Raw genomic sequence first — 22502 nt, 5'->3', positions numbered from 1 at the left:
TATCTGCGAATGACGTTTATTTCCGTAGGAGCGAGGCTTGCCCGCGAAGGCTGCCTGACAGGAAACCCAAATACTAAAAAGCCCCGCCTTCCAGAGAAGAGCGGGGCTTTTGGGTGTTGCTACACGATCAGAACAAATCGATCGGCGCCGCTTCATCCGCTGGCAGCGGGCTGCCTGGTACATTACCGTTACCCAGCTCGCTCACCGACGGTGGCGTGTCTTCGGCCTTGAACAATTCGAAGTAGGCGCCTGGCGTGCCTGGGGTGGCTGCACGACCGCTGACCGGGTCGACGCGCAGGCTGAGAATGCCTTCGGGTTCCGCCTGGGTGTGGGGCGGTTTGTCTTTAAGGGCCGCCGCCATGTAGTTCATCCAGATAGGCAAGGCAACGGTGCCGCCGAATTCGCGTTTGCCCAGGCTTTCCGGTTGGTCGAAGCCGGTCCAGACGGTAGTCACGTAATCGGCGTTGTAGCCGGAGAACCAGGCGTCCTTGGATTCGTTGGTGGTACCGGTCTTGCCCGCGATGTCGCTGCGACCCAGAGCCAGCGCACGGCGGCCGGTACCGAGTTTGATCACGTCCTCAAGCATGCTGTTGAGGATGTAAGTGGTGCGCCCATCGACGATGCGCTCGGCCACGGCTGGCGTTTGTGGTGCTGGCTGGGCGCTCGGTGTTTCGCCTGGGGTGGCGTTGACCGTGAAGGTGTCGGAGACCGGCACGGCGATGCCATCGCTGGCTACGGTGCCTTTCGGAACGCTCGGCGGGTTGGCGACGAATAGCGTGTCGCCGTTGCGGCTTTCGATCTTGTCGATGATGTACGGGGTGATCTTGTAGCCGCCGTTGGCGAAGGTGGCCCAGCCGGTGGCGATTTCCATTGGCGTCAGAGTCGCGGTGCCCAGGGCCAGGGACAGATTGCGCGGCAGGTCCTGCTTGTTGAAGCCGAACTTGCTGATGTAGTCGATGGTGCGGTCGACACCCAGCGCTTGCAGCAGGCGGATCGATACCAGGTTGCGCGACTTGTAGAGCGCTTCACGCATGCGGATCGGGCCGAGGAAGGTGTTGGTGTCGTTCTTCGGACGCCAGACCTTGTCCAGGTATTCGTCAACGAACACGATCGGTGCGTCGTTCACCAGGCTGGCGGCGGTGTAGCCGTTGTCCAGGGCGGCGCTGTAGACGAACGGCTTGAAGCTCGAGCCCGGCTGACGCTTGGCCTGCATGGCGCGGTTGTAGTTGCTCTGCTCGAAGGCGAAACCGCCGACCAGCGAACGAATGGCGCCGTTCTGCGGATCGAGGGAAACCAGTGCGCCTTGGGCCTGCGGAATCTGGCTGAATTTGAGGGATCCGTCTGGCTGACGCTGCACGCGAATCAGATCACCGACCTGCGCGACATCCGACGGCTGCTTCGGATTGGCACCCATGCTGTTGGTGTTCAGGAACGGACGAGCCCACTTCATCGTGTCCCAGGCGACGTGCTCTTCGCCAGTACCCGTGCGGGTCAACACTTGCACGCCGTTTTTGTCGACCTGGGTCACGATCGCCGGTTCCAGGCCGCTGATGATTCGCTGTTTGGTCAGCTCCTGAGTCCAGGCCTCTCGGGTTTTACCCGGCAGCCGTGACTCGGGGCCGCGATAACCATGCCGTTGGTCGTAGGTCATCAAGCCTTCGTGAACCGCGGTATTGGCCATCTCCTGCAAGTTGCTCGGGACTGTGGTGGTGACGCGGAAACCTTCGGTGTATGCATCGCTGCCATAGCGGCCGACCATTTCGGCACGGGCCATTTCGGCGACGTATGGCGCGTTCACTTCCGGCGTCGGCACATGGTAACTGGCGTTCAGCGGCTCATTGATCGCGGTGGTGTAGTCGGCTTCGGTGATTTTGCCGAGCTTATACATGCGCCCCAGGATCCAGTCGCGACGCTCCTTGCTGCGGGTCGGGTTGGCGAGTGGGTTGAAACGCGACGGGGCTTTTGGCAGGCCGGCGATCATCGCCATCTGCGCCAGGCTGACATCACGAATCGACTTGCCGTAATAGACCTGCGCCGCTGCCTCGATGCCATAGGCGCGGTTGCCCAGATAGATCTTGTTGACGTACAGCTCGAGGATTTCGTCCTTGGTCAACTGCCGTTCGATCTGCAGGGCCAGGAGGATTTCGGTGGTTTTGCGCGAGAAGCTGCGTTCGCTGGTCAGGAAGAAGTTTTTCGCCACCTGCATGGTGATGGTGCTACCGCCAGACTGAATGTGTCCGCTCTTGATCAGCTGCGTGGCGGCGCGCATCAGGCTGCTGGGATCGACGCCGTAGTGGTTGGCGAAATTGTCGTCTTCAGCACTTAGTAACGCATTGATGAAATTGGGGGGAATGTCGGCGAAACGGATCGGAGTACGGCGCATTTCGCCAAATTCTGCGATCAACTTGTTGTCGCTGCTGTACACCCGCAAAGGAATCTGCAACTGAATACTTCTCAGCGCCTCCACGGACGGCAATCCAGGGCTAAGGTAAAGAAAAGCGCCGCTCAGACCGAGGAGCAGTCCGCAGAAAACGGCGACGATGGACCAACCGAAAAATTTCAGCAGACGAATCAAGGCTTTTGGATATCCAGGGTAAAGAATGAATTAGGCATCAGGGGTTCAGGCTATACAGAAAATGACCCGCGCTTGCAGTGAAAGCGGAAAAAACGCTCAGCATTATAAGCATTTTTCGGTCGGGGGCGTCATTTGCGCTTTCTGTCAAGACGGGGGGTATTGAACGCAATGGATATTACAGAGTCCGTAACTCACGGATAGTCATAGGGAATGGGTAGTGCTAGGACTCTTCAATAAAAAAGCCAATACGCTTCTGGGGATCGACATCAGCTCCACGTCGGTGAAGCTACTGGAGCTCAGTCGCCAAGGCGACCGGTACCGGGTCGAGGCCTATGCGGTCGAACCGCTGCCTGCCAGCGCCGTGGTCGAGAAAAATATCGCCGAGCTCGAAGGGGTGGGGCAGGCTCTTGCGCGGGTGCTATCCAAGGCCAAAACCAACCTCAGGAACGTAGCCGTCGCTGTGGCCGGTTCGGCGGTGATCACCAAGACCATCGAGATGGACGCCGGCCTTTCCGACGACGAGATGGAAAACCAGCTGAAGATCGAGGCCGATCAGTACATTCCTTATCCACTGGACGAAGTGGCGATCGATTTCGAAGTGCAAGGCGTGTCGGCGCGCAACCCCGAGCGGGTCAACGTGCTGCTGGCCGCGTGTCGCAAGGAAAACGTCGAGGTCCGTGAAGCGGCGCTGGCTCTGGCCGGGCTGACCGCGCGCGTGGTCGACGTTGAAGCCTATGCCCTGGAGCGGTCGTTCGGCCTGCTGGCCACCCAGTTGGCCGCTTCTCAGGAGCGCCTGACCGTGGCGGTGGTCGATATCGGCGCCACCATGACCACCCTGAGCGTGCTGCACAACGGGCGGATCATCTACACCCGCGAACAATTGTTCGGCGGCCGTCAACTGACGGAAGAAATCCAGCGTCGTTATGGCCTGACGGTCGAGCAGGCGGGGTTGGCAAAGAAGCAGGGCGGTTTGCCGGACGATTACGTCAGTGAGGTCTTGCAGCCGTTTCGTGATGCGTTAGTGCAGCAGGTGTCGCGTTCATTGCAGTTTTTCTTTGCCTCCGGCCAGTACAACTCGGTCGATCACATCCTCTTGGCTGGCGGTACCGCTTCGGTCCCCGGGCTGGATCGATTGATCGAACAGCGATTGGGTACGCCGACTCAGGTCGCCAATCCGTTCTCCAACATGACCCTGAGCAGCAAGGTCAACGCCGGTGCCCTGGCGAGCGATGCTCCGGCACTGATGATCGCCTGCGGGCTGGCCCTCAGGAGTTTCGACTGATGGCGCGGATCAATCTTTTACCCTGGCGTGAAGAGTTGCGCGAAGGGCGTCGCAAACGCTTTTTGCTGGCGTTGGTCGGTGTGCTGGTGGGCTCGGTGGGAGCGCTGCTAATCGCGGACCAAGTCATTGACAGCGCGATTAATCGGCAAGTCGCTCGTAACGATTACATCGGCAAGCAGATTGCCGTGGTCGACGAGCGGATCAAGCAAATCAGCGACTTGAAGGCCCGTCGCCAGCAACTCGTGGAACGCATGCGCATTATTCAGGACCTGCAAGGCAACCGGCCGATCAGCGGGAGGATTTTCGATCAGTTGGCGCGTACTTTGCCGGACGGGGTTTATTTCACCGAAGTGAAAATGGTCGGTAAAACCGTGTCCATCACCGGCGCGGCGGAATCCAACAATCGTGTTTCGGATCTGATGCGCAATCTTGATGCCTCCGACTGGTTCGATGCGCCCAACCTCACGGAAGTCAAAGCGACCACCGCCGGTCAGCTGGATCAGGCCAATGTTTTTCAGTTGACGGTCCGTCAGACCCAGCCCGCGGTTGTGGGGGGCGCTAAATGAAGCTGTCCGAATGGCTCGAAGGGTTGCGCCAGATCGACATCAACGATCTGGACACCAACAACATGGGTTCCTGGCCGCCGGCGATCAAGGTCCTGGCGAGTGTCCTGCTGATGGTTCTGGTGCTGGCCCTGGGCTACAGCTTCCTGATCAGCGATCTGCAAAACCATCTGGAGCTCAGGCGCGAGGAAGAATCGACACTCAAGGAGCAATTCGCGACCAAAGCCCATATGGCGGCGAATCTGGAGCTATATACCCAGCAGATGAAGGAAATGGAGAACTCCTTCGGCATGCTGTTACGGCAATTGCCCAGCGACACCGAAGTGCCCGGCCTGCTGGAGGATATCACCCGCACCGGCCTGGGCAGCGGCCTGGAGTTCGAAGAGATCAAGCTGCTACCGGAGGCCACCCAGCAGTTCTATATCGAGCTTCCTATCCAGATCACCGTCACCGGCGCGTATCACGACCTGGCCACTTTCGTCAGCGGCGTGGCCGGGTTGCCGCGGATCGTCACCCTGCATGACTTCGACTTGGCGCCGGCCAATCCCGACGGCGGTCCGAAGTTGCGCATGAGCATCCTCGCCAAGACCTATCGCTACAACGACAAGGGGTTGCAGAAATGAGCCCGATTCGTTGCCTGTCGATGGTTATGTGCCTGGTCATCCTGGCTGGTTGTGGCGGCGACAGTGATTTCAGTGATCTGGACGCTTACCTGAACGAAGTGCGCCTGCGTGCCCCCGGCAAGATTGAACCAACGCCGACATTCCGGTCTTACCCGACATTCACTTACAACGCTGCCAACCTGCGTAGCCCATTCTCCCGGCAGGTCAGAGTCGATCTGGCCGGCCAGAAGCACGGCTCGCGTAACGTCAAGCCCGACCCCAGCCGGGTCAAGCAGTACCTCGAAGGTTTCAACATCGAGCAATTTGAAATGGTCGGCACCATCTCCAATGCTACCGGTTCCTTTGCGCTGCTGCGTGGGGCGGGCGGTGTGCATCGGCTGAAAGTCGGCGATTACCTGGGGCGTAACGATGGGCGAATCGTCGCTATCAGCGGCTCGCAAGTCGAGGTGGTCGAAATTGTTCCTGACGGCGAAGGTGCCTGGCTGGAACGGCCACGGACCATCCCTTTGAAAGAGCACTCATAGTGGAACTCGAATAATGAACAGGATTTTCTCAACCTTCGGTATTTCGCTATGGATAGCGTTTCTGTCGCCGATGGTACTGGCGGCCAACCTCAAAGCGCTGGATGTCGCCGCGCTGCCCGGTGACCGTGTCGAGTTGAAGTTGTCGTTCGATGGGCCGCCGCCGCAGCCCCACGGTTACACGACAGAGCAGCCTGCGCGGATTGCGCTGGACCTGCCGGGAGTCACCAGTCAGCTGGCGAACAAGAATCGGGATCTGGGCGGCGGCAATGCCCGCAGCGCCACGGTCGTGGAGGCCAAGGACCGTACACGGCTGATCATCAGCCTGACTCAATTGACTCCGTACAACACTCGCGTCGAAGGCAACAATTTGTTCGTGGTCGTCGGGCAAGGTGCCGCTAGCAAGGCGCCCAAACCGGCCGTCAGCGCACCGCGCGCAGCCACTGCGACGCCAGCGCCCGCCAGGGTCAATGCGCCCGTGGGCAAAGCCATCCGGGGCGTGGATTTCCAGCGCGGCACACAGGGTGAGGGCAATGTGGTTATCGATCTGTCGGATCCGTCCATCGCCCCGGACATCCAGGAGCGCGATGGCAAAATCATCGTCGGTTTCACCAAGACCCAACTGCCTGAACGGTTGCGTGTACGCCTCGACGTCAAGGATTTCGCTACGCCGGTGCAGTTCGTCAACGCCAGCGCCACGGGCGACCGGGCCATTATCAGTATCGAGCCCAGCGGCGCTTTCGATTATTCGACCTATCAGACCGACAACAAACTGACCGTCAGCATCCGTCCGATGACGGTCGATGATCTGCAGAAGCGCAACGCCGAACGCTTTGCCTACACCGGCGAAAAACTCTCGCTGAATTTTCAGGACATTGATGTGCGCTCGGTGCTGCAACTGATCGCCGATTTCACCAACCTCAATCTGGTGGCCAGCGACACGGTGCAGGGTGGCATCACATTGCGTCTGCAGAATGTGCCATGGGATCAGGCGCTGGATCTGGTGCTGAAAACCAAAGGCCTGGATAAACGCAAGATCGGTAACGTGTTGCTGGTGGCGCCGGCCGATGAAATCGCTGCCCGAGAACGTCAGGAACTGGAATCGCAGAAGCAGATCTCCGAACTGGCGCCGCTACGTCGCGAGCTGTTGCAGGTCAACTACGCCAAGGCCGCCGATATCGCCAAGCTGTTCCAGTCGGTGACCAGCGCCGAGGCGAAAATCGACGAGCGAGGGTCAATCACTGTCGATGAGCGAACCAACAACATCATTGCCTACCAGACCCAGGATCGGCTCGACGAACTGCGTCGCATCGTTGCGCAACTGGATATTCCGGTGCGTCAGGTGATGATCGAGGCGCGCATCGTCGAGGCCAACGTCGATTACGACAAAAGCCTTGGCGTTCGCTGGGGCGGTTCGGTGCAGAAAGGTAACTGGAACACGTCCGGGGTCAACGGTTCTTCGACCACCATTGGTACGCCGGGCAGCACCAGCACCAACTCGCCATTCGTCGACCTTGGGACCTCTGCCAATACCTCGGGGATCGGCATCGCCTTCATTACCGACAATGTGCTGCTGGACCTTGAGCTTTCGGCCATGGAGAAAACCGGCAACGGGGAAATCGTCTCCCAGCCCAAGGTGGTCACGTCCGACAAGGAAACCGCGAAAATCCTCAAGGGCACCGAGATTCCCTATCAGGAAGCCAGCTCCAGCGGCGCCACCTCGGTGTCGTTCAAGGAAGCTTCGCTGTCCCTGGAAGTGACCCCGCAAATCACGCCGGACAATCGCATCATCATGGAGGTCAAGGTCACCAAGGACGAACCGGACTACCTGAACAAAGTGCAGGATGTACCGCCGATCAAGAAAAACGAGGTCAACGCCAAGGTGTTGGTTAACGACGGCGAGACCATCGTCATTGGTGGGGTTTTCTCAAATACTCAGAGCAAGGTTGTAGATAAGGTGCCATTTCTCGGGGATGTGCCGTATCTTGGCCGCCTTTTCCGGCGTGACGTGGTCTCGGAGAAAAAATCCGAGCTGCTGGTATTTCTCACTCCGCGTATCATGAACAATCAGGCGATTGCTGTGAGTCATTGATTCTGTGCGAAATTTGATTCTTGTTGGACCGATGGGGGCTGGAAAAAGCACCATCGGCCGTTTGCTGGCCAAAGAGCTGCGCCTGCCATTCAAAGATTCCGATAAGGAAATTGAATTGCGCACGGGCGCCAATATCCCGTGGATCTTCGATAAGGAAGGCGAACCGGGCTTTCGTGACCGCGAGCAGGCGATGATTGCCGAGCTGTGCGCGTGCGATGGCGTGGTGTTGGCGACCGGTGGCGGCGCGGTAATGCGCGAAGCCAATCGTCGAGCGCTGCACGCCGGTGGCCGGGTGGTCTATCTGCATGCGTCTGTCGAGCAGCAGGTGGGCCGAACGGCTCGCGATCGCAATCGGCCACTGCTGCGCACCGCCGATCCGGCCAAGACCCTGCGGGACTTGCTGGCGATCCGTGATCCGCTGTATCGGGAAATCGCCGACCTGGTGGTGGAAACCGATGAGCGGCCACCGCGGATGGTGGTGCTCGACATCCTCGAACGCTTGCAGCAGCTACCGCCCCGTTAATGCGCGGCGCGAAATGCGCTATCCTCGGCGTCCTGTCGCAGCTGCTCAAGGTTGTGGCGGCTGGCTACCGAATGGCGTCACACCAGCAGACGCCATGGAATTCGTAAACTCAAGGCAGGACGCCTGATTCCATCTTCACTGTGGGGACACATGCAGACACTCAAGGTCGATCTAGGCGAGCGCAGCTACCCGATTCATATTGGCGAAGGTCTGTTGGATCAGCCTGAGCTGCTGGTCCCGCATATCCGCGGGCGGCAAGTAGCGATCATCTCCAACGAGACCGTCGCGCCGCTCTACCTCGAACGTCTGACCCGCAGCCTCGCGCAGTTCTCGGTGATTTCCGTGGTGCTGCCTGACGGCGAAGCCTTCAAGACTTGGGAAACCCTGCAACTGATTTTCGACGGCCTGCTGACTGCACGGCACGATCGCCGCACCACGGTAATCGCCCTCGGTGGCGGCGTGATCGGGGACATGGCCGGTTTTGCGGCCGCCTGCTACCAGCGAGGCGTCGATTTCATCCAGGTACCGACCACGTTGTTGTCGCAAGTCGACTCCTCGGTGGGCGGCAAAACCGGGATCAATCACCCGCTGGGCAAGAACATGGTCGGCGCTTTCTATCAGCCCAATGTGGTGCTGATCGATACCGCCACCCTCAACACCCTGCCACCCCGTGAACTCTCTGCCGGGCTGGCGGAAGTCATCAAGTACGGGCTGATCTGCGACGAGCCATTCCTCACCTGGCTCGAAGAAAACGTCGATCGCCTGCGAGCGCTGGACCAGACCGCTCTGACTTACGCCATCGAACGCTCCTGCGCGGCCAAGGCTGCGGTGGTGGGTGCCGACGAAAAAGAGACGGGCGTGCGCGCCACGTTGAACCTGGGCCACACCTTCGGCCACGCGATCGAAACTCACATGGGCTATGGTGTCTGGCTTCATGGTGAAGCAGTCGCTGCTGGCACCGTGATGGCTTTGGAAATGTCCGCGCGCCTGGGCTGGATCAGCGAACAGGAGCGTGATCGCGGTATTCGCCTGTTCCAGCGTGCCGGCCTGCCGGTCGTCCCGCCGGAAGAGATGACCGAAGCCGATTTTCTCCAACACATGGCAATTGACAAGAAAGTGATCGACGGTCGTTTGCGCCTGGTGCTGCTGCGCCATATGGGCGAAGCAGTGGTGACCGACGATTATCCGAAAGAGGTTTTACAGGCCACGCTGGGAGCGGATTACCGCGCCCTGGCTCAGCTTAAAGGTTAATAAGATCCCGATGACTAGTTTGCATGCCGACGAGGCTTTCCTCGGCCATTACCAGTTAAGTCATGACCCTTTCGCTCCACGGGTGCCTGGCTTCAAATTTTTCCCGGCCCAGCGCAAACCGGTGCTGGGGCAACTGCATCATCTGGCCCGTTACAGCCAGTTATTGCTGGTGGTCACTGGCCCCCAAGGCAGTGGCAAAACCCTGTTGCGTCAGGCCCTGGTGGCCAGCACCAACAAACAGTCAGTGCAGAGCGTGGTGGTTTCTGCCCGTGGCGCCGGCGATGCCGCTGGTGTGTTGCGTCAGGTGGCTCAGGCGCTAAACGTCGAACAGGCCGAAATCGGCGCGATCCTGGCTCAAGTAGTACAGCTTGCCCTCACGGGGCAGGAAGTCTATTTGCTGGTGGATGATGCCGAGCAACTCGACGAATCCGCATTGGAAGCCTTGCTGGCTTTGGCCGCGGGTGCGCCGGAAGGTCGCCCGCACGTGTTCCTGTTTGGCGAATCCTCGCTGATTGCTCAGCTTGACGCGCTGAGCCTCGAGGAAGAGCGTTTCCACGTTATCGAATTGCAGCCTTATACCGAAGAAGAAACCCGCGAATATCTGGAGCAGCGTCTAGAAGGCGCCGGTCGGGGTATCGAACTTTTCACCGCGGATCAGATCTCTGATATTCACGAAAGCTCCGACGGTTGGCCTGGCAACATCAATCAGGTCGCCCGCGATGCAATGATCGAAGCCATGATTGCCAGCCGCTCAGCGGTCAAGCGTCCAAGTATGGGGTTCAACATGCCGAAGAAACACGTATTGGCGATTTCCGCCGTAGTCGTGGTCGCGGTAGCCGCCGCCTGGTTGATGCCGGGTCGCAGCAAAGCACCGACCACCGGCGCACCTGCCAATGAACAGGCACAACTGCCGCTGGGCCAGGGCACGCCACAACCTGATAGCAATGGCGCTCCCGCCGTGGAATTCGCCGGTAATTCGCAGCCAATGCCATTGCCACTGGTCGGCAACTCGCAACCGGTGATGCGTGGTCCGTTGGCCGAAGCCGCCGGTGGTATCACCGAAGGCGACGACGGTGTGCCGGTTGAAGGTTCCAGCGCGACACCGCCAACCGTGACTACCACTGCGCCGCCTGTCGGCATCCAGCCGGGCCCGGCACCAACGCCTGCCGCCAAACCGGTTCCAGCGCCGACTCAGGTCGCGACCGCCAAGCCAGCGCCTGCACCTGTAACCAAACCGGCTCCAGCGCCCGCCAAGCCGGTCGCCGCCGCCAAACCTGCCGAGAAACCAGTCACCGTGGCCAAAGCCGCCGGTGGCAGCTGGTACGCAGGCCAGGCACCGGGTAACTACGTGGTGCAAATCCTCGGCACTAGCTCCGAATCGGCCGCCCAGAGCTTCGTCAAAGAGCAGGGTGGCGAGTACCGTTATTTCAAGAAAGTACTCAACGGCAAGCCGCTTTACGTCATCACCTACGGTAACTTCGCCAACCGCGATGCAGCCCTTACCGCCATCAAGGCCTTGCCAGCGAAGGTTCAGGCTGGTAAACCTTGGCCTCGCACTGTCGCCAGCGTCCAACAGGAACTGGCAACAACTCGCTGAAGATTCGGCGGCCTTACCCAGACCGCCTCTCCAAGCACCTCAAAATTTCTGCAAGTGCGCGCTGCCCGCAAGGGCGCGTGCCTTGTGGTGTCTGCGTCACAGTGGTCTTTGAGTCGTTGCGGTCAAAATTAAAAAAGTTTTGACTAGCACAGCATATCGCTTTAAACCTTTCACAAATGCGACATAGATTTGCGACAGTTCGTCGTCAAATTTGTGAGCCTCAGTGTCGGTGTGTACAATGACCTCCCTTTTGCCCCCGCAAAGCTGGCGTACGTTCGGCGTGGATGGTAACTGGCTGAATTGAAAAGAAATTTGTCTCGATAAGAGGCAGCCTGGTGAGAAAGTGTCTATGAAAGCAGGTCTGTACCAACCAGATGAATTCAAGGATAACTGCGGTTTCGGCCTGATAGCCCATATGCAGGGCGAGCCCAGTCATACCCTTTTGCAAACGGCCATTGAGGCCCTGACCTGCATGACCCACCGCGGTGGGATCAACGCCGACGGCAAAACCGGTGACGGTTGCGGTCTGCTGATTCAAAAGCCGGATGTGTTCCTGCGTGCGATTGCCCAGGAAACCTTCGGCGTCGAAATGCCCAAGCAATACGCTGTGGGCATGGTCTTCTTCAACCAGGATCCGGTCAAAGCCGAAGCCGCTCGCGAGAACATGAACCGCGAGATTCTGTCCGAAGGCCTGCAGCTGGTCGGTTGGCGCAAAGTGCCGATCGACACCAGCGTCCTCGGCCGCCTGGCCCTCGAGCGCTTGCCGCAGATCGAACAAGTGTTCATCGGTGGTGAAGGCCTGAGCGATCAGGACATGGCGATCAAGCTGTTCAGCGCCCGTCGTCGTTCGTCCGTGGCCAACGCCGCCGACGTCGATCACTACATCTGCAGCTTTTCCCACAAGACCATCATTTATAAAGGCCTGATGATGCCGGCGGATTTGACCGCCTTCTATCCAGACCTGAGCGACCAGCGCCTGCAAACCGCAATCTGCGTGTTCCACCAGCGCTTCTCCACCAACACCTTGCCGAAATGGCCGCTGGCTCAGCCGTTCCGCTTCCTCGCCCACAACGGCGAGATCAACACCATCACCGGCAACCGCAACTGGGCTCAGGCCCGTCGCACCAAGTTCACCAATGATCTGATGGATCTGGAAGAACTTGGTCCGTTGGTGAACCGTGTCGGTTCCGATTCTTCCAGCATGGATAACATGCTCGAGCTGATGGTCACCGGTGGCATCGACCTGTTCCGTGGCGTGCGGATGATCATTCCGCCTGCGTGGCAGAATGTCGAAACCATGGACCCGGACCTGCGTGCGTTCTACGAATACAACTCGATGCACATGGAGCCGTGGGACGGCCCGGCTGGCGTGGTAATGACTGACGGTCGTTACGCGGTGTGCCTGCTCGACCGTAACGGTCTGCGTCCGGCGCGTTGGGTCACCACCAAAAACGGCTTCATTACCCTGGCCTCGGAAATCGGTGTCTGGAACTACCAGCCCGAAGACGTGATCGCCAAGGGTCGTGTGGGACCTGGCCAGATCTTTGCCGTGGACACCGAAACCGGTCAGATCCTCGACACCGATGCCATCGACAACCGCTTGAAGTCCCGTCATCCATACAAGCAATGGCTGCGCAAGAATGCCCTGCGCATCCAGTCGACCATGGAAGACAACGATCACGGTTCGGCTTTCTACGACGTCGATCAGCTCAAGCAGTACATGAAGATGTACCAGGTCACTTTCGAAGAGCGCGACCAGGTGCTGCGTCCGCTCGGGGAACAAGGCTACGAAGCCGTCGGCTCGATGGGCGACGATACGCCGATGGCCGTGCTGTCTCAGCGCGTGCGCACGCCGTACGACTATTTCCGTCAGCAGTTCGCGCAGGTGACCAACCCGCCGATCGACCCGCTGCGCGAAGCGATCGTCATGTCGCTGGAAGTCTGCCTCGGCGCCGAGCGCAATATCTTCCAGGAGTCGCCGGAACATGCCTCGCGCGTGATCCTCAGTTCGCCGGTCATTTCCCCGGCCAAGTGGCGCTCGCTGATGAACCTCGACCGCCCAGGCTTCGAGCGTCAGATCATTGACCTCAACTACGACGAGAGCGTCGGCCTCGAAGCTGCGGTGCGCAATGTCGCCGATCAGGCTGAAGAAGCCGTTCGCTCCGGTCGCACCCAGATTGTACTGAGCGACCGTCACATCGCCCCGGGCAAGTTGCCGATCCACGCTTCGCTCGCTACCGGCGCGGTGCATCATCGCCTGACCGAAAAAGGCCTGCGTTGCGACTCCAACATTCTGGTCGAGACCGCCACTGCGCGCGATCCGCACCACTTCGCGGTGTTGATCGGTTTCGGCGCTTCTGCCGTTTATCCGTTCCTGGCCTACGAAGTGCTGGGCGACCTGATCCGAACCGGAGAAGTGTTGGGCGACCTCTATGAGGTGTTCAAGAACTACCGTAAAGGCATCACCAAAGGCCTGCTGAAGATCCTGTCGAAGATGGGCATCTCCACCATCACCTCTTATCGCGGTGCGCAACTGTTCGAGGCGATCGGCCTGTCCGAAGAAGTCTGCGATCTGAGCTTCCGTGGCGTGCCAAGCCGCATCAAGGGCGCGCGTTTCATCGACATCGAAGCCGAGCAGAAAGCCTTGGCGGCCGAAGCCTGGAGCCCGCGTAAGCCGATCCAGCAAGGCGGCCTGCTGAAGTTCGTCCACGGTGGCGAATATCACGCCTACAACCCGGACGTGGTCAGTACCCTGCAAGCCGCTGTGCAGCAGGGCGACTACAGCAAGTTCAAGGAATACACGGCGCTGGTGGACAACCGTCCGGTGTCGATGATCCGCGACCTGTTCAAGGTCAAGACTCTGGATACGCCGCTGGACATCAGCGAGATCGAACCGCTGGAATCGGTGCTCAAGCGCTTCGACTCCGCGGGCATCTCTTTGGGCGCATTGTCGCCGGAAGCTCACGAAGCCCTGGCCGAAGCCATGAACCGCCTCGGCGCGCGTTCCAACTCCGGCGAAGGCGGCGAAGACCCGGCGCGCTACGGCACCATCAAGAGCTCGAAAATCAAGCAAGTCGCCACTGGCCGTTTCGGTGTGACCCCGGAATACCTGGTCAACGCAGAAGTGCTGCAGATCAAGGTCGCTCAGGGCGCCAAGCCGGGCGAAGGTGGTCAGTTGCCGGGCGGCAAGGTCAACGGTCTGATCGCCAAGCTGCGTTACGCAGTGCCGGGCGTGACCCTGATTTCGCCTCCGCCGCACCACGACATCTATTCGATCGAAGACTTGTCGCAGCTGATTTTCGACTTGAAACAAGTCAACCCGAAGGCATTGGTCTCGGTGAAGCTGGTGGCAGAAGCCGGCGTCGGCACCATCGCTGCCGGTGTGGCCAAGGCCTACGCGGACTTGATCACCATCTCCGGCTACGACGGCGGCACCGGTGCATCGCCGCTGACCTCGATCAAGTACGCGGGCGCACCGTGGGAACTCGGCCTGGCCGAAACCCACCAGACCCTGCGCGGCAATGACCTGCGCGGCAAGGTCCGGGTGCAGACCGACGGCGGCCTGAAAACCGGCCTCGACGTGATCAAGGCAGCGATCCTCGGCGCTGAAAGCTTCGGCTTCGGTACCGCGCCAATGATCGCCCTGGGCTGCAAATACCTGCGCATCTGCCACCTGAACAACTGCGCCACCGGCGTCGCGACTCAGAACGAGAAACTGCGCAAGGATCACTACATCGGTACCGTCGACATGGTGGTGAATTTCTTCACCTACGTCGCCGAAGAAACCCGTGAGTGGCTGGCCAAGCTGGGCGTGCGCTCCCTCGAAGAGCTGATCGGTCGCACCGATCTGCTGGAAATCCTCGAAGGCCAGACCGCCAAGCAGAACCACCTGGACCTGACCCCGTTGCTCGGCAGCGATCACATCCCGGCGGACAAGCCTCAGTTCTGCCAGGTCGACCGCAACCCGCCGTTCGACAAAGGCCTGCTGGCCGAGAAAATGGTCGACCTGGCCACCTCAGCCATCAACGACATGAGCGGCGCCGATTTCGCCCTGGATATCTGCAACTGCGACCGTTCCATCGGCGCACGGATCTCCGGTGAAATTGCTCGCAAACATGGCAACCAGGGCATGGCCAACGCGCCGATTACCTTCCGCTTCAAAGGCACGGCGGGTCAGAGCTTCGGTGTGTGGAACGCCGGCGGCCTGAACATGTACCTGGAAGGCGATGCCAACGACTACGTCGGCAAAGGCATGACCGGCGGCAAGCTGGTCATCGTTCCGCCGAAGGGCAGCATCTACAAGACTCAGGACAGCGCCATTATCGGCAACACCTGCCTGTATGGCGCCACCGGGGGCAAGCTGTTCGCCGCCGGTACCGCGGGCGAGCGTTTCGCGGTGCGTAACTCCGGTGCTCACACTGTGGTGGAAGGCACTGGCGATCACTGCTGCGAGTACATGACCGGTGGTTTCGTCTGCGTGCTGGGCAAGACCGGTTACAACTTCGGCTCAGGCATGACCGGCGGTTTCGCCTACGTGCTCGACCAGGACAACACCTTCGTTGACCGGGTCAACCACGAACTGGTGGAAATCCAGCGGATCAGCGGTGAGGCGATGGAAGCCTATCGCAGCCACTTGCAACGCGTGCTGAACGAATACGTCGAGGAAACCGACAGCGAGTGGGGTCGTAACCTCGCTGAAAACCTCGATGACTATCTGCGTCGTTTCTGGCTGGTCAAGCCCAAGGCTGCCAACCTGAAATCGTTGCTTTCCAGCACCCGTGCCAACCCGCAGTGATATGCGCCTGAAGAGTTTGATGAGGTTTTAACAATGGCTGAACGTCTGAATAACGACTTCCAGTTCATCGATGTCGGGCGCAAAGATCCGAAGAAGAAACTGTTGCGTCAACGCAAGAAAGAGTTCGTGGAAATCTACGAACCGTTCAAACCCCAGCAGTCGGCCGACCAGGCCCACCGCTGCCTGGGTTGCGGTAACCCGTATTGCGAATGGAAGTGCCCGGTGCACAACTTCATTCCGAACTGGCTGAAGCTGGTGGCCGAGGGCAACATCCTGCAGGCCGCCGAGCTGTCGCACCAGACCAACACCCTGCCGGAAGTCTGCGGCCGGGTTTGTCCTCAGGATCGTCTGTGCGAGGGTGCCTGCACTCTTAACGACGGTTTTGGCGCGGTGACCATTGGTTCGGTGGAGAAGTACATCACCGACACCGCGTTCGCCATGGGTTGGCGCCCGGACATGTCCAAGGTCAAACCGACCGGCAAGCGTGTCGCGGTAATTGGCGCGGGCCCTGCCGGCCTGGGCTGTGCCGACGTGCTGGTACGTGGCGGCGTGACCCCGGTGGTGTTCGACAAGAACCCGGAAATCGGCGGTCTGCTGACCTTCGGGATCCCCGAGTTCAAGCTGGAAAAGACCGTGCTGAGCAATCGCCGCGAAGTCTTCACCGGCATGGGCATCGAGTTTCGCCTGAACACCGAAATCGGCAAGGACGTGACCATCGAGCAACTGCTCGAAGAATACGATGCCGTGTTCATGGGCATGGGCACCTACACCTACATGAAGGGCGGCTTTGCCGGTGAAGATCTGCCGGGCGTGCATGACGCACTGGACTTCCTGATTGCCAACGTCAACCGCAACCTGGGCTTTGAAAAGTCGCCGGAAGATTTCGTCGACATGAAAGGCAAGAAGGTCGTGGTACTGGGCGGTGGCGACACGGCGATGGACTGCAACCGTACTTCGATTCGTCAGGGCGCCAAGTCGGTGACCTGCGCCTATCGTCGTGACGAAGCAAACATGCCGGGCTCGCGCAAAGAGGTGAAGAACGCCAAGGAAGAAGGCGTGAAATTCCTCTACAACCGCCAGCCGATCGCTATCGTCGGTGAAGACCGTGTCGAAGGCGTGAAGGTGGTCGAGACCCGTCTCGGCGAACCGGACGCCCGTGGCCGTCGCAGCCCCGAGCCGATCCCGGGTTCCGAAGAGATCATCCCGGCCGACGCCGTGGTCATCGCCTTCGGTTTCCGTCCAAGCCCGGCGTCGTGGTTCGAGCAGTTCAGCATCCAGACCGACAGCCAGGGCCGCGTCGTGGCGCCGGAACAAGGCCAGTACAAGCACCAGACCAGCAACCCGAAAATCTTCGCCGGTGGCGACATGGTGCGTGGTTCTGACCTGGTGGTAACGGCGATCTTCGAAGGCCGCAATGCGGCTGAAGGGATCCTGGATTACCTGGGCGTGTAAATCTGCTTGATCGGCGTCGCTCCATTCGCGGGCAAGCCTCGCTCCTACAGGAATGCCACCGGACCCGTAGGAGCGAGGCTTGCCCGCGAAGAGGCCAGTCGCATCAACGCAGATCTAGCCGATGAAAACCGCGACAAATTGACCCGATAGACAAAAGGAACGGCTCTTGCCGTGCCTTTTGCGTCGCGCTCTGAGAAAATGCCCGCACTTTTTTTCCGGATGCCGACATGACTGCCCTGAAGAACGACCGTTTCCTTCGCGCCCTGCTCAAGCAACCCGTGGACGTCACCCCTGTGTGGATGATGCGTCAGGCCGGTCGCTACCTGCCCGAATACCGCGCCAGCCGCGCCAAGGCCGGTGACTTCATGAGCTTGTGCATGAACCCGGCGTTCGCTTGCGAAGTCACGATGCAGCCGCTCGACCGCTATCCGCAACTGGACGCGGCGATCCTCTTCTCCGACATCCTGACCATCCCCGATGCCATGGGCCAAGGCCTGTACTTCGAAACCGGTGAAGGTCCGCGCTTCAAGAAAGTCATCAGTACCCTGGCCGACATCGAAGCCCTGCCGATTCCTGATCCGCACAAAGACCTCGGCTACGTCATGGACGCGGTCAGCACCATCCGTCGCGAACTCAACGGTCGCGTGCCGCTGATCGGTTTCTCCGGCAGCCCATGGACCCTGGCCACCTACATGGTCGAAGGCGGCTCGTCGAAAGACTTCCGCAAGACCAAAGCCATGCTTTACGACAACCCGCAAGCCATGCACCTGCTGCTGGACAAGCTCGCGCAATCGGTTACCAGCTACCTCAACGGCCAGATCATGGCCGGCGCGCAAGCGGTGCAGATCTTCGACACTTGGGGCGGTAACCTCTCCGCAGCGGCCTACCAGGAATTCTCCCTGGCCTACATGCGGAAAATCGTCAGCGGCCTGATCCGCGAACACGAAGGTCGCAAAGTGCCGGTCATCCTGTTCACCAAGAATGGCGGCCTGTGGCTGGAAAGCATCGCTGACGCCGGCGCGGATGCGCTGGGCCTGGACTGGACCTGCGACATTGGCGAAGCCCGCCAACGCGTTGGCAGCAAAGTCGCCCTGCAAGGCAACATGGACCCGACCGTGCTCTACGCCAAGCCAGATGCCATTCGCGCCGAAGTTGCTCGCATTCTCGCCAGCTACGGCAAAGGCAGCGGCCACGTGTTCAACCTCGGCCATGGCATCACGCCGGAAGTCGACCCAGAACATGCTGGTGCGTTCCTGCGCGCGGTGCATGAACTGTCGGCGCAGTATCACGAGTAATCGTGGCCCAATAAAAAACGCCCGGCTTATGCCGGGCGTTTTTGTTTGTGGTTCAGAAAATGAGCAGTGGATGCAGTTCATTGTGGGAGCGGGCTTGCCCGCGATGGCGTCATCTCATACAGCACATGTGCTGGGCCGACCATCGCTATCGCGGGCAAGCCCGCTCCCACAAGGTTTTGTGTCAGGCCTTCACATCGCCCAACGGTGGCAACTTCGCCAGCTTCAACGCCACCAACAACGCAATCACCAACAACCCGCCAATAAACAACCCGATCCCGTTCCAGCCACCCAAATGCCAGGCCACACCGCCCGCCGTACCCGCGATACTCGACCCGGCGTAATAGCTGAACAGGTACAGCGATGACGCCTGTCCTCTGGCCTTGATCGCACGACGACCAATCCAGCTACTGGCCACCGAATGCGCACCGAAGAAGCCGAAGGTAAAGATCAGCATGCCAAGAATCACCAAGGGTAGCGGCGTGAACATGGTCAGGGCGATTCCCGCGAGCATGAGCACAATGGTCGCCCAGAGCACTTTGCGCCGGCCGAGCTGGTCGGCCAGGGCGCCGATTTTCGCCGAGCTGTAGATGCCCGACAGGTACACCACTGAAAGCAGCCCGACGAACGCCTGATCCATGTGATACGGCTCGGCCAGCAGGCGATAACCGATGTAGTTGAACAGCGTGACGAACGCACCCATCAGCACAAAAGCTTCGAGGAACAGCAGCGGTAGGCCGGCGTCGCGAAAGTGCATGGTGAAGCCGTCGAGAAGGCTGCGCGGATGCAGCGAGCGCGAGCGGAAGTTGCGCGACTCGGGAAGGATCTTCCAGAACACCGCTGCGGCAATCAGCGCCAGGCCACCGATGACCAGCATCGCCGTGTGCCAGCTGACGAAGTCGATCAATACCCCGACAATCAACCGTCCACACATGCCGCCGATGGCATTGCCACCGATGTACAAGCCCATGGCCAGGCCAAGGTGCTGCGGGTGGATCTCTTCACTCAGATACGTCATGGCGACCGCCGCCAGACCGCTCAACGACAGCCCCACCAACGCCCGCATCACCAGCACGCCTTGCCAGCTCGGGATCATCGCGCTGGCCATGGTGCACAGCGCTGCGGCGAACAGTGCGGCGACCATCACCGGTTTACGTCCGATGCGATCAGAGATGGGGCCGGTGATCAGCAAGCCGATGGCGAGCATGCCGGTGGCGACCGACAGGATCAGGCTGCTCTGGGCCGCGTTGATGGAAAACTCGTGGGACAGCAACGGCATCATCGGCTGCACGCAGTAGAGCAGGGCAAAGGTCGCGAAGCCGCCGGAGAACAACGCCAGCACCGTGCGCATGAACATCGGCGTGCCTTTTTCGATATAGATCTCGCTTAGCTCGGCGACGACATCGTCCCGCGCGGCGGGCGGAATTTCATGGGCGAGTGGGGCGACAGCAATTTTCACTTCGGACCTCGGAGGGGCACAGCCGGTCAGGCAATGAAAAAATCATATAGCTGCCTAATGATTCAATCCAATATATTGTTCGACCTGTTTGATATGTTTTACGACCTAATGGAGTTTTCATGGAATTGCGCCACCTGCGCTACTTCATCGCCGTTGCCGAAGAACTGCATTTCGGCCGCGCCGCCCAGGTGCTGGGCATCTCGCAACCACCCCTGAGCCAGCAGATTCAGGCGCTGGAGCAGGAGGTCGGCGCGCGGTTATTCGAACGGACCAATCGTCGCGTAGAACTCAGTGAGGCCGGTCGGCTGTTTCTGGAGGAGGCGCGATTGGTGCTGACCCAAGTCGACAAAGCGGCGGATGTGGCACGGCGGGCCCAACTCGGAGAGTTGGGCGAGTTGAAGATCGGCTTCACCTCATCGGCACCCTTCAACTCGACCATTCCCCAGGCGATCTTTTCGTTCCGCCAGCGTTTCCCGGCGGTGCACCTTCACCTGCGGGAAATGAGCAGCACCCAAGTGGCCGATGCATTGGTGGACGAATCAATCGAAGTCGGGATCATGCGGCCGCTGGGTTTGCCGGATTCCCTCAGCGTGGTGGAACTGATGCGCGAGCCGCTGGTGGCGGTGCTCAGCTCCAAGCACCCGCTGGTGAGCGGTAGCGAAGACGGTTTGTTCCTCTCGGCGCTGGCCCTCGAACCCTTCGTATTTTTCCCACGTAGCTATGGCAGCGGTCTGTATGCCCAACTGCTTAGCCTGGCGCGGGATGCCGGGTTCAGCCCGCACTTTGCCCAAGAGGCTGGTGAGGCGATGACCATCATTGGGCTGGTGGCGGCAGGTTTGGGGGTATCGGTGTTGCCGGCGTCGTATCAACGGATGCGTATTGATGGCGTGGTCTATCGCCCGTTGCTGGATCCGGAAGCGGTGTCGGCAGTGTGGCTGGTGCAACGCAAGGATCAGAAGTCGCCGATGGCCAAGGCGTTTGTGGAGTTGTTGACGCGTAAGCTGACGTCATAGGGCTTCAAGGTTTTTCTTGGACGCAGCCCTAGCTCTTTTATCGTATCGGCCGATACCGTCATTGGACTCATCACAAACTATGGAGATACAGGATGTTCAAGCAGTTAACGTTCACCGCATTGCTCGCATTGATTGCTCTGACCGGTGGTTGTGCTTCGGTAAAAATGGCTGATGAAACCCAGGACGCTCAAGCAAAGACGTTCCAGGTGAGCCCCGACAAAGCCAATATCTACGTTTATCGCAACGAGAGCATGGGCGCCGGGGTGAAAATGCCGGTGACCCTCAATGGCAAGCCTGTAGGTCAGACAGTTGCCAAGTCCTATCTGATGTTAGCCGTCCCGGCCGGCCAGCAGACCCTGGTGTCTTCGGCGGAAAACGACTCGGAACTGAAACTCACCGCAGAAGCCGGCAAAAACTACTTTGTCTGGCAGGAAGTGAAAGTCGGTTTCATCAAGGCGCGTAACAACCTGCAAGTCGTTGACGAAAAAACAGGCCGCGCTGGCGTCGCTGAAAGCAAGTTGATTCAAGCTCAGTAAGGGTATGGACGGCCCCTGCGCCTGGTGCAGGGGTCGTACCGTTCACTGAACCAGCACCAGATTCGCACAAACGCGGAAGGACCGAGAGGCGCCCTTTGTCATTTTCGGACTACTGGCTTCAATCAACGTGCGCCAAATCACCGCGCAACGCTACGCTGGACACCACCAGCCCGGCGCGGCACTGGAACTTCTCGGTGTCTTTGTACAGGTCGCGGTTGTCGACGCTGGCAATGTTGATCACCGCATTGGCATCGGCTTTCTTCGCCGCGTCCTGCAAGGTCGCCAGGGCTGATTGCAGGGCCCAGAAGCAGGCATCCTGATCGGACTTGTTAGCGCCGTTGGTCTTGCGGCTGCTGCTCACGGTATCGAGCTTGCGCACTTGCTTGGGCAAGGATTCGCCGGCCAGGTAGAACTTGACGCTGCCGTCCAGCAGGCCGGCATCGGTGGCACGTTTTACGCCTTCGCGGAAACTCAGGTACGTCGGCTCTTCGGCGCCTTGTTTGATGATGCCCAGGTTGTTGACGTATTCGATGTTCGAATCGAAGTTCAGCTCCTTGAGCACGTTGTCACGCAGTTTGTTGACCCAGCGGTTGTAATTGCCGTGAATCTTGCCGTCCTTGTAGTCCAGGCCGTAGCTGCTGCGATAGTCGATCCCGAACGAGGTCGGGGTGAACGGAATATCGACTTCGGCGTGGTGCCGGCCACGTACGGTGATGGCGGCCTTGATCATGCCCGGACGTACCGATTGCACGACCCATTGGCGGTCATTCAGGGCGGTAACGATGGCACGGCTCATCTGCGACTGGGTAAAGCCCAGGTCGGCGGAAAAGTCTTCCTTGGCGTTGTACACCGGCTTGCTGGTGCAGCCGCCCAGTACAAAAGCCAGGGCCAGCAAGGCAAGGATGCGGTGAAACTGAGTCATTCCTTT

At 59.7% G+C, this 22502-nt stretch carries 16 protein-coding genes; 13 read left to right on the top strand and 3 right to left on the bottom strand.

From position 1 onward, the window contains the following. Positions 1 to 127: 127 nt before the first annotated feature. Complete coding sequence (locus NHU87_RS07250; RefSeq protein WP_437180824.1) at positions 128 to 2572, bottom strand: penicillin-binding protein 1A; 2445 nt, start codon at positions 2570 to 2572, stop codon at positions 128 to 130. A 220-nt stretch (positions 2573 to 2792) separates the two neighbouring features. Here NHU87_RS07250 and NHU87_RS07245 point away from each other — a divergent pair, with 220 nt between their 5' ends. From NHU87_RS07245 to hemE, 11 genes are all read left to right on the top strand, one after another. Further along, complete coding sequence (locus NHU87_RS07245) at positions 2793 to 3857, top strand: pilus assembly protein PilM (RefSeq protein ID WP_253546967.1); 1065 nt, start codon at positions 2793 to 2795, stop codon at positions 3855 to 3857. Continuing rightward, the gene (locus NHU87_RS07240) at positions 3857 to 4423 is read left to right on the top strand and encodes a PilN domain-containing protein (protein ID WP_253546965.1); all 567 of its coding nucleotides are present in this window, start codon (positions 3857 to 3859) and stop codon (positions 4421 to 4423) included. Before NHU87_RS07245 ends, NHU87_RS07240 begins: the two co-directional genes overlap by 1 nt. Continuing rightward, positions 4420 to 5043, top strand: coding sequence for a type 4a pilus biogenesis protein PilO (pilO, locus tag NHU87_RS07235; RefSeq protein WP_253546963.1), 624 nt, complete (start codon positions 4420 to 4422; stop codon positions 5041 to 5043). The genes NHU87_RS07240 and pilO overlap by 4 nt, the downstream gene beginning before the upstream one ends. Beyond that, the gene (locus tag NHU87_RS07230) at positions 5040 to 5567 is read left to right on the top strand and encodes a pilus assembly protein PilP (RefSeq protein ID WP_253546961.1); all 528 of its coding nucleotides are present in this window, start codon (positions 5040 to 5042) and stop codon (positions 5565 to 5567) included. Before pilO ends, NHU87_RS07230 begins: the two co-directional genes overlap by 4 nt. Positions 5568 to 5580: 13 nt before the next feature. After that, positions 5581 to 7656, top strand: a complete 2076-nt coding sequence (pilQ, locus tag NHU87_RS07225; RefSeq protein ID WP_253546959.1) for a type IV pilus secretin PilQ — start codon at positions 5581 to 5583, stop codon at positions 7654 to 7656. 4 nt (positions 7657 to 7660) lie between these two features. Beyond that, positions 7661 to 8179 carry a shikimate kinase AroK gene (gene aroK, locus NHU87_RS07220; RefSeq protein ID WP_032830073.1) on the top strand — a complete coding sequence of 173 codons (519 nt, stop codon included), beginning with the start codon at positions 7661 to 7663 and terminating at the stop codon, positions 8177 to 8179. A gap of 150 nt (positions 8180 to 8329) precedes the next feature. Beyond that, positions 8330 to 9430 carry a 3-dehydroquinate synthase gene (gene aroB, locus NHU87_RS07215; protein WP_253546957.1) on the top strand — a complete coding sequence of 367 codons (1101 nt, stop codon included), beginning with the start codon at positions 8330 to 8332 and terminating at the stop codon, positions 9428 to 9430. A 10-nt stretch (positions 9431 to 9440) separates the two neighbouring features. Continuing rightward, positions 9441 to 11027: an SPOR domain-containing protein gene (locus NHU87_RS07210; RefSeq protein WP_253546955.1), complete on the top strand. Its 1587-nt coding sequence runs from the start codon at positions 9441 to 9443 to the stop codon at positions 11025 to 11027. 349 nt (positions 11028 to 11376) lie between these two features. Next, a complete protein-coding gene (gene gltB / locus NHU87_RS07205; RefSeq protein ID WP_253546953.1) occupies positions 11377 to 15822 on the top strand; it encodes a glutamate synthase large subunit in 4446 nt (1481 codons plus the stop codon). A gap of 33 nt (positions 15823 to 15855) precedes the next feature. Beyond that, positions 15856 to 17274, top strand: a complete 1419-nt coding sequence (locus tag NHU87_RS07200) for an FAD-dependent oxidoreductase (RefSeq protein WP_253546951.1) — start codon at positions 15856 to 15858, stop codon at positions 17272 to 17274. Between the two features lie 227 nt (positions 17275 to 17501). Further along, positions 17502 to 18569, top strand: coding sequence for a uroporphyrinogen decarboxylase (hemE, locus tag NHU87_RS07195; RefSeq protein WP_253546949.1), 1068 nt, complete (start codon positions 17502 to 17504; stop codon positions 18567 to 18569). A 181-nt stretch (positions 18570 to 18750) separates the two neighbouring features. Here the strand turns inward: hemE and NHU87_RS07190 are convergent, their stop codons facing one another. Then, positions 18751 to 19992 carry an MFS transporter gene (locus NHU87_RS07190; protein WP_437180823.1) on the bottom strand — a complete coding sequence of 414 codons (1242 nt, stop codon included), beginning with the start codon at positions 19990 to 19992 and terminating at the stop codon, positions 18751 to 18753. Positions 19993 to 20144: 152 nt separating this feature from the next. On the opposite strand from NHU87_RS07190, the gene NHU87_RS07185 reads away from it, so the two are divergent. Together NHU87_RS07185 and NHU87_RS07180 are read left to right on the top strand one after the other, a co-directional pair. Beyond that, complete coding sequence (locus NHU87_RS07185) at positions 20145 to 21038, top strand: LysR family transcriptional regulator (RefSeq protein ID WP_253546945.1); 894 nt, start codon at positions 20145 to 20147, stop codon at positions 21036 to 21038. A gap of 92 nt (positions 21039 to 21130) precedes the next feature. Beyond that, positions 21131 to 21574, top strand: a complete 444-nt coding sequence (locus NHU87_RS07180) for a DUF2846 domain-containing protein (protein ID WP_253546943.1) — start codon at positions 21131 to 21133, stop codon at positions 21572 to 21574. A 118-nt stretch (positions 21575 to 21692) separates the two neighbouring features. Here NHU87_RS07180 and NHU87_RS07175 read toward each other — a convergent pair whose 3' ends face one another. Further along, the gene (locus NHU87_RS07175; protein WP_253546940.1) at positions 21693 to 22496 is read right to left on the bottom strand and encodes a hypothetical protein; all 804 of its coding nucleotides are present in this window, start codon (positions 22494 to 22496) and stop codon (positions 21693 to 21695) included. Between the last annotated feature and the right edge of the window lie 6 nt (positions 22497 to 22502).

The sequence above is a fragment of the Pseudomonas mandelii genome, assembly GCF_024138395.1.
Classification (GTDB): Bacteria; Pseudomonadota; Gammaproteobacteria; order Pseudomonadales; family Pseudomonadaceae; genus Aquipseudomonas; species Aquipseudomonas mandelii_E.
The sequence above is the reverse complement of the archived record's forward strand: the minus strand, read 5'-3'. Positions and strand labels throughout refer to the sequence as shown.

Bases quoted from the DNA above. Each gene is read 5' to 3' on its own strand.
- NHU87_RS07175 (WP_253546940.1), bottom strand. From the start codon at position 22,496: ATGACTCAGTTTCACCGCATCCTTGCCTTGCTGGCCCTGGCTTTTGTA.
- NHU87_RS07240 (WP_253546965.1), top strand. From the start codon at position 3,857: ATGGCGCGGATCAATCTTTTACCCTGGCGTGAAGAGTTGCGCGAAGGG.
- NHU87_RS07180 (WP_253546943.1), top strand. From the start codon at position 21,131: ATGTTCAAGCAGTTAACGTTCACCGCATTGCTCGCATTGATTGCTCTG.
- gltB (WP_253546953.1), top strand. From the start codon at position 11,377: ATGAAAGCAGGTCTGTACCAACCAGATGAATTCAAGGATAACTGCGGT.
- pilQ (WP_253546959.1), top strand. From the start codon at position 5,581: ATGAACAGGATTTTCTCAACCTTCGGTATTTCGCTATGGATAGCGTTT.
- hemE (WP_253546949.1), top strand. From the start codon at position 17,502: ATGACTGCCCTGAAGAACGACCGTTTCCTTCGCGCCCTGCTCAAGCAA.
- NHU87_RS07230 (WP_253546961.1), top strand. From the start codon at position 5,040: ATGAGCCCGATTCGTTGCCTGTCGATGGTTATGTGCCTGGTCATCCTG.
- NHU87_RS07185 (WP_253546945.1), top strand. From the start codon at position 20,145: ATGGAATTGCGCCACCTGCGCTACTTCATCGCCGTTGCCGAAGAACTG.
- pilO (WP_253546963.1), top strand. From the start codon at position 4,420: ATGAAGCTGTCCGAATGGCTCGAAGGGTTGCGCCAGATCGACATCAAC.
- aroB (WP_253546957.1), top strand. From the start codon at position 8,330: ATGCAGACACTCAAGGTCGATCTAGGCGAGCGCAGCTACCCGATTCAT.
- NHU87_RS07200 (WP_253546951.1), top strand. From the start codon at position 15,856: ATGGCTGAACGTCTGAATAACGACTTCCAGTTCATCGATGTCGGGCGC.
- NHU87_RS07210 (WP_253546955.1), top strand. From the start codon at position 9,441: ATGACTAGTTTGCATGCCGACGAGGCTTTCCTCGGCCATTACCAGTTA.